Below are 11,113 nucleotides of genomic sequence, written 5' to 3' on the forward strand. Positions count from 1 at the left end.
AACCATCAACCATCAACCATCAACCATCAACCATCAACCATCAACCATCAACCATCAACCATCAACCATCAACCATCAACCATCAACCATCAACCATCATTAAAAAATTTTATAATATAATATGGCTAATGCTGTAATTAGGGTTGCCAATAGAACACCACGGGCCCTTTGGTCTCTTTTTATTTTTAAAAACCCAAAAAAAGCAGCTAAGTTTAAGATTGCTCCTAATGCCAATAAGCTACCTACATGCCCTTGCGATACGGCAGCATTATAGGTTTCTACAATTCCAAATTCAGAAAAAATTAAAATGTACAAAAGTGTACCTACGGTATTAGCAATAATCCCTACTCCAAAGCCAATTATAATTTCCTTTTTATTATTCATTTAAATTCCAATTATTAATGTTTGCAATAGCATGGTGTGCGGTTAAATCAAATTGTGTTGGCACTACCGAAATATAGCCATTAGCTAAAGCCCATTCATCTGTATCTTCTCCTTTGTCTAAAAGCTCAAATTCTCCTGTAAGCCAGTAATAATCTTTCCCCATTGGGTTGGTGCGTTTATCAAATTTTTCTTTCCAATTTGCTTTTGCCTGTCTACAAATTTTTATTCCTTTTATTTCTTCTTTAGAGAGCTTAGGTATATTTACATTCAAGACTACTCCTTTGGGTATTCCGTTAGTAATAGCTTCTGTTACAATAGTTTTTACAAAATCTTCTGCAGCAGTAAAATCTGCTTCCCAAGAATAATCACATAAAGAAAAACCTATGGCAGGTACACCTTCTATTCCTGCTTCTATTGCAGCACTCATGGTGCCAGAATAAAGAACATTTATAGACGAATTAGACCCATGATTAATGCCACTTACACAAATATCTGGCTTGCGAGTTAAAATTTCTTGTAAGGCCATTTTTATACAATCAGCAGGCGTGCCACTGCAACTATATTCTTCGTGTAAATCGCTTAAAGGATTTATTTTCATTCGCTTAGAATACAAAGTACTGTCGAGGGTTATGGCATGCCCCATTCCAGATTGTGGGCTATCGGGAGCGACCACCACAACATCGCCTATGGCAGACATATAGGTAACCAAAGTACGCAAACCCGGTGCGGTTATTCCATCGTCATTGGTTATAAGAATAAGAGGTTTAGGCATAGCATATACTTTACGGAGTAAAAATACGTTTTTAAAAAAGATAAGACGCCTACCTTGTTTAACAAAAAATTATTGCTGTAAGATATTGCTGGCATGGTTTTTTCAGTATCTTAGGGAATTGTATACCATTTTAAGTATATAATCTGCAGTTTTTTCTAGACTAAAAAATTGCAAAACTTTAAAAATATTTGAATTTATGAAAAGGAATTTAGCCTACGTTTTAACAGTATTAATGGTAGCTGTAGCCTCATGCAGTTTTACCAATAAAACATTTGAGAATGATGACAAGGATAAATTGTTGTTAGATATAATTACGTATGTTTTAGAAAAAGGACACTACGAGCCCAAGGCTATTGATGACGATTTTTCAGTCCGCGTTTTTGAGGATTTTATAGATATTCTAGATCCAACCAAACGATACTTTTTAGAAAGTGATATCGAAGAATTTGAACAATATAAATTTCAGTTAGACGATCAAATTAAAAATACCGACATTACTTTTTTCAATGTAGTATATGCTCGTTTAGTAGAGCGTATGAATAATGTTAAAGGAATTTATAAAGAAATATTACAAACACCTTTTGATTATTCTAAACAAGAAACCTTAAGTATTGAGTATAAAGATGCTTCCTTTGTGTCTTCTAAAAAAGAGTTGCAAGAAAGATGGAGAAAGCAATTAAAATATGCAACTTTAGGCACTTATGATTCTAAACTGTCAAGACATAAGCATGATGACCATGACGATCATGGTGATGCAAAAAGTAAAAAAGAGTGTAAGGATCATGCCGATGAAAAAATAACTGCAGAAGAAGCAGAAATAGCAGCAAGAAAAACAACAGAGACTACATTAGATGACTTCTTTAGTTTTGTGGATGATTTAGAGCGAAAAGATTGGTTTGCACAATACATTAATAGTATTGTAGATGAATTTGATCCGCATACGTTTTACTTTGCTCCGGAAGAAAAAGAAAAATTTGACACTAGTATGTCTGGTAAGTTCGAAGGTATCGGAGCCCGTTTACAAAAGAAGCCAGAAGGAGCTAAAATTGTAGAAATTATTTCTGGAGGTCCAGTTTGGAGAGACCAAAGAATAGAAGTTGGCGATGAAATTATAAAAGTAGGCCAAGATGGCGAAGACCCTATAGATATTGCAGGTATGCGATTAGATGATGCTATAAAACTAATTAAGGGACCAGAAGGTACTGTAGTAGATTTAACCGTGCGTAAAGTAGATGGTTCTAATACTGTCATTTCTATAACCAGAGATATAGTAGAGCTAGAAGAATCGTATGCTAAATCTGCTAATATTATTAAGGAACAACAACAATTCGGAATTATTAATCTTCCTAAATTTTATGTAGATTTTGAAGATTACAGCAATAGGAATGCTGCCTCTGATGTTGCTAAAGAAGTAAAACGTTTAAAGGAAGAAGGAGCAGAAGGTTTAATTATAGATTTAAGAGATAATGGTGGAGGGTCTTTAAAAACGGTTGTAGAAATGGCCGGTTTGTTTATTAAAGATGGGCCAATTGTACAAGTACGTTCTAGTGGAGAAGGTAAAGATGTGTATGATGATAAAGATGAAAGAATACAATGGGGTGGCCCATTAGTTATTCTGGTAAATGAGTTGTCTGCATCTGCTTCAGAAATTTTAGCTGCTGCAATGCAAGATTATAAAAGAGCAATTGTAATAGGAAGCAAACAAACTTTTGGAAAAGGAACCGTACAAAATGTAATTCCTTTAGATAATATAGTGCGTAGTAATGAGCATGGAGATTTGGGAGCTATTAAATTAACTACCCAAAAATTCTACAGAATTAACGGAGGTTCTACACAGTTAGAAGGCGTTAAGAGTGATGTGGTTGTGCCAGACAAGTATAGCTATATAGATCTAGGAGAAAGAGATCAGAGTAACCCTTTAAAATGGGATAAAATTACACCTGCAGACTACACACCTTGGAATGGTTATATAGATTATGACAAAACGGTAGCGAGTAGTACCAAACGTATGGCAAAGCACCCTCAAATTAAGTTAATAGAGGAGAATGCTAAATGGTTAAAGGCAGAGCAAGAAGAAACAGAAATATCTCTTAATTATGAGGTGTATAAGACCGAGCAATCAAAAGATAAAGAGAAATCGGAATACTTTAAAAACTTATCGGAATACGATTCTCATTTAACTTTTAAATCTTTAAAATATGAAGAAGCTTTATTTACTAAAGATTCTGTTTTAAGAGAGAAAAGAAACCGTTGGCACAAACAATTAGCTAAAGATGTATATGTAGAAGAAGCAGTAAATGTGCTACAAGATTTAAAATTAAACAACATTAAACAAGCGAAGCTTGCCAGTGTAAAAGGATAAGTTTTTTTATCAAAATAGATAACCGCTTAAAGTATATTTAAGCGGTTTTTTTGTACTTATTTAGGAGATTCATTCCCTTATTCAGGCGCTAATTTTTTGTGTTATTTATAGGTAAAATAGAGAGTTTGCTCAACTCTATTTAAACTTTAGTATATCTTTGGGTAAACCTTTGAAAATTGAAAGAGGACTTAATAAAAAGGCTTTCGGTAAGTGATTTTGTCGAAATTTTAGGAGACGATCCCCAGTCGGAAGATTTATTTGTGCATTTTACCAAAAAGCCAGTAAGCGAAATTCCTATTACATACCCTTTTAGGTCTAACAACTACGCTCTAATTTTTGTAGTCGCGGGGGAATTAAACATCCTCGTAAACCTTATTACCTATAATGTTAAGAAAAACGAATGTATTGCGTACCCTTTAAAAACCGTTACCCAGATTGTAGGGGTACGACCCGATTTAAAGATTATTACCATAAGTTTTTCTGCAAAATTTATTTTCGATAACTTTTTTAATAAAGCAGCAATCGATGGTTTTGATTTTTTTACAGCTACCACCATTCCAAAATTGAAGCTAACTGCAACACAGGGAAAATTGCTAAAGTCATTAGCCAAACTATTAAAACATTACAATTGTTTAAAGGAAGACTCCTTGTTTAAAGTAGATTTGATTCGAAGTACTTTTGAAGTTATTTTATATAATTACGCAGCTATTTTTAAAAAGAAATACCCAGAATTAAAAATAGAACTTTCTAGGCAAGAAGAATTGGGCTTACGCTTTTGGAATATTTTGGAAGAGAATGTAAAAAAGGAAAGAACGGTACAATTTTATGCAGATACCCTTAATGTCACTACAGGGTACTTATCTAAAGTCTTAAAAGAAGTTACCGGAAAAACAACATCTCGATTAATTGATGATGCCGTCATTATGGAGGCTCGTTTATTACTAGAAAACCCAAAACTTTCTATTGCCCAAATTGCAGAGGAGCTACAATTTTCTAACCAATCTTTTTTTGGTAAATACTTCAAAAAACAAACAGGTTTGTCTCCTACTACTTACAGGAGCAAAAACAGAAAATAGACCAATTAAAGCTATTTTTAAGAGATTTAATTCGCCTAATACATTCATTTAGAATCGATTTTGACCAATTAATGCATTTTTTAAACCTGTTGTAAAGTCTAAAGTAGGGCCAACTTTGTACAGTAAAATTTGATGAATTATTTAAGGATTTAATTAAAACGCATTTTAAAATGAAGTATAGATACTTATTTTTTATTGTAGTAGCTTTTTTTGCTACAGCTTGTTCCGAAAAAAAGGAAGAAGTAAAAGAAACCAAAGTCTATAAGGTAGAGGTAACTAGGATTATATCTAATCCAGAAAAGGAAATATTAAGTTATAGCGGAACTATAGAGGCAGACAATACGGTTTCTTTGGGCTTTTCTGTGCCAGGAAGAGTAGCTAACATTTTTGTACAGGAAGGTCAAAAAGTTAAAAAAGGGCAATTATTGGCAATTATTGATGCCACAGCCTATAAAAATAATTACGATATAGCCAATGCAGAGCTAGAATTGGCAAATGATAATTACAAACGTTTAAATGAATTATACAAAAAAGGTAGCTTACCCGAACGCGATTTTATCGCAGTAAAAGTAAGCGTAGCACAAGCCAATGCCAATAAAAATTTGGCATCAAAAAGTTTATCGGACTCTAAATTGTATGCCCCATTCTCAGGAATGATTACAGCTAAGCTAACAGAAATAGGAGCTACTACAGCACCAGGAATACCAGCATTTACAGTTATGAAAACGGATAAAGTATATGCTATAGCATCTATTAGTGAGTCAGAAATTTCAAAATTAAAAATTGGTTCGGAGGCCTTGGTAGATATTCCCTCTATGAATAAAATTTTTAAAGGAAAAGTAGCCATTATCAATCATAGCGCAGATGCTCTTACAAGGACTTTCAATGTAAAGATTCGTTTAAACAACGCAGAAAATCAATTACTTCCTGGAATGATTTCTACGATAAAAATTAATACAGACAATACGCAGCAAGTTATTACCATTCCACCGCAAGTAGTATTGAGAGATGTAAATGATATTACCTATGCCTATGTGATTAAAAATAAAAAGGCGCTTAAGAAACGGGTTAATATAGGGGGTTTTAAAGGAAATCTGGTGGTGGTTAACAAAGGGTTGTCTGTAGGAGATTCATTGGTGTCTAAAGGATACACTAATATAATGGATGGGCAAGAAGTTACTTTTTAATTCCTATAAAAATACGGTGATGAGAAAAGTAAAGATAAATTTTATAGAGGCATCAATGAAATACCATCAGGTAACCATTGTTATAACTATTCTCTTAATGGCTTTTGGAATATATTCCTTATTTACAATGCCGAGAAGCGAAGACCCCGAAATTACATTTAATAGGGCATTGGTTATAGCAGCATACCCTGGTGCTGATGAATTACAGGTAGAGCAACAAGTAACCGAAAAAATAGAGCAATTTTTATTTAGTTATGAGGAGGTACGTAAAGAAAAAACACATTCCAAAACAAAAGAAGGCCAAGTAGTTATTACCGTAGAGTTAAATGATAATGTAAAAGATAGGGCTAAATTTTGGGCAATTTTACAACATGGATTAAATACTACTTTTAAGTTAAACTACACTCTTCCATCAGCACTTATAGGGCCTATTGTAAATAGTAATTTTGGGGATGTAACTGCCCAAATGATTACAATTGCAGCACCAGGGAGAAGTTATGCCGAAATTGGAACGTACTTGGATCAATTAGAAGATGGTATTAAGACTATACCAGAAACCGCTAGAATAAATAGGTATGGGGAGCAACAGGAACAAATTTACGTAACGCTGAATAATGAAAAATTAAAGCAGTATGGTTTTGATATTTCTACTATTGCACAGATTATTAAAACACAAAATGCTACCAATTATTCGGGCGAGATAAAATTGCAAACTACGGATGCTAAAATTTTCACTAAAAATTACTATAAAACCACATCAGATTTAGAGAGCCAGATTATTTATAGTGACCCTTCGGGGAAAGTAGTTCGCCTAAAGGATATTGCTACTGTTGAACGAAAATATGAAGAAGAAGAAAGCTTTATTCAAGTAGATAAGCAACGTGTAGCTATGTTGGCTATTGAAATGCAGCTTGGAAATAATATTGTAAAATTTGGAGAGAAAGTTCAGAATAGAATTGAGGAGGTAAAAAAAGATTTACCACAAGATGTGCAGATTAATAGCATCGTAAATCAACCAGAAATAGTTCAGAAAAGTATAAACCACTTTATGCTAGAGTTTGGTATTGCTATCTCGGCTGTAATTATGGTTGTAATTCTATTGTTGCCTTTAAGGGTTTCTATTGTTTCTGCGGTAGCTTGCCCAATTGCAATAGCAATCACTTTTGGAATTTTAAATGCAATAGGTATCGAAATTCATCAAGTTTCACTCGCTGCTTTAATTATTGTACTTGGTATGGTCGTGGATGATGCCATTGTGGTGGTGGATAATTATATAGAAAAATTAGATGAAGGTACGGATCCATGGACAGCAGGTTGGCAAAGTGCAACACAGTTAATGCTACCTATTTTTACGGCGACTCTGGCTATTGTATTTGCATTTGTTCCATTGGCGTTATTTTTAACTGGTTTAGCAAAAGATTTTATTCAATCCTTACCGATTGCAGTTGCAATTGCTTTATTTACCTCGTTTTTAGTGTCTTTATTACTAACTCCTTATTTGTGTTATATCTCTATTAAAAAGGGATTAAAGCATAAAGTAAGCGATGGATTTCAAAAATTATCTTTGTTAGACCGTTTACAAAAACAATTTAATAATTGGTTAGATTATAGTTTTAGATATCCTAAAATAACATTATCTATCGGGCTTTTCTCTATTTTATTAGCCCTTATTATTGCAAGAAGTACGGAGCAAGAGTTATTCCCTACATCCGAAAGAAATCAATTTAATTTAGAAGTTTGGTTGCCTAATGGTACCGGTTTGGAAGAAACAAAAAGGGTCGTTAATAAAATTGAAGATAAAATAAAAACAGATGAACGGATTGTAAACATAGCAAGTTTCGTAGGTACAAGCTCGCCGCGGTTTCATGTAACCTACACGCCAGAAGCTCCGCGGAAGAATTTTGCACAAATATTTGTTACCACCATAGGTAATGATCAAACGGAAGAGCTGGTAAAGGAATATGTGAAAGAATTTGATGGGTTTTTGCCTGATGGTAATATTAGAATAAGACAGCTTTCCATGAAAAGTACACCAGCACCTATTGAAGTTCGTATAGTTGGGGAGAATATAAACAAGCAAAAACAAGTTGCAGAACAGGTTAAAGTTATTCTAGAAGATGTAGAAGGTACTAATTGGATTAGAACTACCTATCAAGATGATTATTATGGAGTAAAGGTAAATTTAGACGATGATAAGGCAAGCCGCGTTGGTGTTACTAGTGAAATGGTCTCGCGGACACTGGGCGCAGGTTTAAGCGGCTATCCAGTATCTACCTTATATGAGGGAGATAAACCTGTAGAAATTCTATTACGGTTAGATACCGAGAGTAGAAATAATATCCATGATTTAGGGCAGCTAAATATTTCAACACAGTATGGTGTTAAAATTCCTTTAAAAGATATAGCAACTATAACGCCCGAGTGGCATACGGGTATTATTGCCCGCAGAAATGGTTTGCGAACCTTGACCGTACAATCGGAGGCGCAAATGGGAGTTAAGGCTACTACTATTTTAAATAAAGTAAAATCTAAAATAGATGCGTTGCAATTGCCAAAAGGGGTACAAATTAATTACGGAGGGGAATATGAGAGCTCCGCAGAAACCCTACCTCAAATGGCCACTTCGTTGGCAGTAAGTATAGTACTTATCTTTTTACTGTTGTTGTTTCAATTTAAAAATTTTACTAAAGTTTTAATCGTTTTAGCAACTTTTCCTTTGAGTTTGTTAGGGGCATTTTTAGGACTAAAGCTTACGGGGAACCCGTTTGGTTTTACCGCGTTTATGGGAGTAATTAGTCTAATAGGTATTGTAGTGAGAAACGGTATTATTCTAGTAGATTATGCGGATGAATTGGCTATTAAGCACAATTATTCTATTAAAGGAGCTGCCAAAGCAGCTGGTAAACGAAGAATGCGTCCCATATTTTTAACATCATCTGCTGCGGCAGTTGGCGTTATCCCAATGATTGTGGGTAAATCACCCCTATGGGCACCCTTGGGTAGCGTATTGGCTGTTGGGCTTCTTGTTTCCATGGTAATGACTCTATTTGTTGTCCCAGTTTTGTATTACAAATTCGCAAAAAAGGAATACCCAAAAGTACATGAGCATCCTAAAGAGAAAGAGATTTTATACAAACCTCAAGCGCACTAAAATGAAATTTATAATGAGAAATACTACAAACATATATGTACATGTTCTTTTATTCGCGTGTTTCACTGTACAATTCATTTGCGCACAGGAAAAGCCATTGAATTTAGAAGAAGTAAAAGCATTGGCCTTAAATAATAATAAAGAAATTATTAGGGAACAATATAATTTAGACGCTGCTAATACTGCCCAAAAAGGAGCTAAAACATTAGGGAAACCATCATTAGAAGCTAGCGCGTATGGAATATATATGAAAAAGTACCCTCTAGGGTTACTACCAGATTATACATTATTCTCGACTTTGGGAGTTTCTCAAGTTTTGTATGCAGGCGGTAGAATTAACAAGGCGAAAAAGTTAGCCAGTTCGGCCGTTGACCTTCAAACTTTACAAAAAAAACGAACCCAAAACGATGTGTTATTAAATGTAGAAACAACCTATTGGCAATTGGTAAATGTAAAGGGGAAGGTAGAATTGGCGCAGAAGTACCAAACGTTATTGAATAAATTATTAATAGATATAACCAATTTATATGATGCAGGACTTACCTATAAGAATAATTTGTTAGAAGTTCAAGTAGAAGCTAATCAGGCAGAGTTAAATTTAACTATAGGAAAGGATAACCTATTAATGCTCAAATTGCGGTTGGCACAATTAATGGGAATGAAAAATACCGATTTTGATGTCGATGGAACCATAAGTGACGAAGCTCAGTTAATTCAAGAAACTTTGGTTGCTTCTGCCATTGAAAATCGCCCGGAAATAGCAATGTTAAAAAACGTGGTAGAAATGAGCAATCTTCAAGCGGATTTATTAAAAGCAGAAAGAAAACCTACATTAGGAATTAGTTTTATGGAATCTTATATGTATGGCGATAATTTAAACGCCACCGAATCTAAAGACCATTTAACCAGTTTTGTTGGGTTGGCAAGTTTGCATATTCCTATTTTCGATTGGGGAGGAAGAAAACACCGTGTTAAAGAGCAGCAATTTAAGGTCGAAGCTCAAAAGGTAGAATTAGAGCATACTAAGGAGTTAGTTGCTATTGAAATTCAGAATGCTTATTTAGAATTGAACCAAGCCATAAAAAGGGTCGAAATTGCAAAAAAATCATTGGAGCAATCCGATGAGAACCTTAAGCTTCACCAAGACCGCTTCGATGCCGGAACGGTAAATGGGAGCGATGTTTTAGAGGCTCAGGTGTTATGGCAACATGCTTTTTCGGACCTCATAGATGCTAATGCTAATTACAATATTAGAAAAGCAAATTATATAAAAGCTATAGGAGAACAAAATATATGAGATCATATAAAAATTGCCATGTATAGTAAAAAAGAAATTATTTTAGAAACGGCTTTTGTATTGTTTACAAAATATGGTTTTCAATGTATATCTATGGACAATATCGCTAATAAGTGCGGTGTCTCTAAAAGAACCATTTATAAACATTTTAGAAATAAGGTAGATATCATTAATCAGATTATTGAGATTAAGGCTTCGGAATTTATACATAAATTAGAGGGTATTACTTTTAGTTCGGAAAATGCGGTTATAGAATTAAATCAATTTTTCAAATTTTACAATGAAATAATACCTTCTTTTTCACCAACGCTTATTAGAGATTTTAAACATTATAATCTGACATTTTATTTGGAGTGTTCCAAAATTAATAAAAAGAGCATTTTGCCTTTTCTAACTAAAAATATAGAAAGGGGACAACAAGAGGGTTTGTATAAAAAAGAATTAAATACAGATGAAATAGGCGAATCTGTTTTAAATATGTTGGGTTTGCTTTTTACAGATGATGCTCTTTTAAACTTTGAAAACTCGTATAGCATATTAAATTTTTTTGCCAATCTATTAATCAATAGATTAGTGAGCACTAAGGGCATGCAACATTTAAATGCTTTGCATTAGATATACTATGCTACTAAAGCAGCAAAGCTTAGCAGTGTAAAAGAATACGTTTTTTTACCAAAATAAAAACCGTTTAAATTATATTTAAGCGGTTTTTTGTATTTAAATTTTTCAAAAAAACTAGAAAAAGGCTACAATAGTTATACGTATTAATTATTTTTATAGTCCCTTATAATCTATCCTAGTACCAATTTCCCCCACCACTTTGTTATAAAAAGAAAGCGACCCGTTAAGGCCGCTTTAAATGTTTTCACAACGGAATAATCCTT

General features: G+C 33.8%; 8 protein-coding genes. 6 read left to right on the plus strand and 2 right to left on the minus strand.

Features of this window, described 5'->3' with window-relative positions; genetic code table 11:
* Window positions 1-99: 99 nt before the first annotated feature.
* Both QZZ51_RS07860 and surE read right to left on the minus strand, forming a co-directional pair.
* A complete protein-coding gene (locus QZZ51_RS07860; RefSeq protein ID WP_291868267.1) occupies window positions 100-384 on the minus strand; it encodes a hypothetical protein in 285 nt (94 codons plus the stop codon).
* Entirely contained in the window at window positions 377-1,156 is a 780-nt protein-coding gene (gene surE, locus QZZ51_RS07865) for a 5'/3'-nucleotidase SurE (protein WP_291868269.1), read from the minus strand. Before surE ends, QZZ51_RS07860 begins: the two co-directional genes overlap by 8 nt.
* 196 nt (window positions 1,157-1,352) lie before the next feature.
* Between surE and QZZ51_RS07870 the strand changes: the two genes are divergently transcribed.
* The 6 genes from QZZ51_RS07870 to QZZ51_RS07895 all read left to right on the plus strand — a co-directional run bounded on the left by QZZ51_RS07870 (window position 1,353) and on the right by QZZ51_RS07895 (window position 10,844).
* On the plus strand, window positions 1,353-3,518 hold the full coding sequence (locus QZZ51_RS07870; RefSeq protein WP_291868271.1) for a carboxy terminal-processing peptidase: 2,166 nt from the start codon (window positions 1,353-1,355) through the stop codon (window positions 3,516-3,518).
* 176 nt (window positions 3,519-3,694) lie between these two features.
* On the plus strand, window positions 3,695-4,594 hold the full coding sequence (locus QZZ51_RS07875; protein WP_291868274.1) for a helix-turn-helix domain-containing protein: 900 nt from the start codon (window positions 3,695-3,697) through the stop codon (window positions 4,592-4,594).
* A gap of 170 nt (window positions 4,595-4,764) precedes the next feature.
* Window positions 4,765-5,781: an efflux RND transporter periplasmic adaptor subunit gene (locus tag QZZ51_RS07880; RefSeq protein ID WP_291868277.1), complete on the plus strand. Its 1,017-nt coding sequence runs from the start codon at window positions 4,765-4,767 to the stop codon at window positions 5,779-5,781.
* Between the two features lie 19 nt (window positions 5,782-5,800).
* A complete protein-coding gene (locus QZZ51_RS07885) occupies window positions 5,801-8,932 on the plus strand; it encodes an efflux RND transporter permease subunit (protein ID WP_291868280.1) in 3,132 nt (1,043 codons plus the stop codon).
* Between the two features lie 13 nt (window positions 8,933-8,945).
* Entirely contained in the window at window positions 8,946-10,229 is a 1,284-nt protein-coding gene (locus QZZ51_RS07890; RefSeq protein WP_291868283.1) for a TolC family protein, read from the plus strand.
* 18 nt (window positions 10,230-10,247) lie between these two features.
* Window positions 10,248-10,844 (plus strand): TetR/AcrR family transcriptional regulator, encoded by a 597-nt coding sequence (locus tag QZZ51_RS07895; RefSeq protein ID WP_291868285.1) that lies wholly within the window; start codon window positions 10,248-10,250, stop codon window positions 10,842-10,844.
* Window positions 10,845-11,113: the final 269 nt, after the last annotated feature.

Origin of the sequence: Maribacter sp. (genome assembly GCF_016744255.1) — a bacterium.
In the GTDB taxonomy this organism is placed as follows: Bacteria; Bacteroidota; Bacteroidia; order Flavobacteriales; family Flavobacteriaceae; genus Maribacter_B.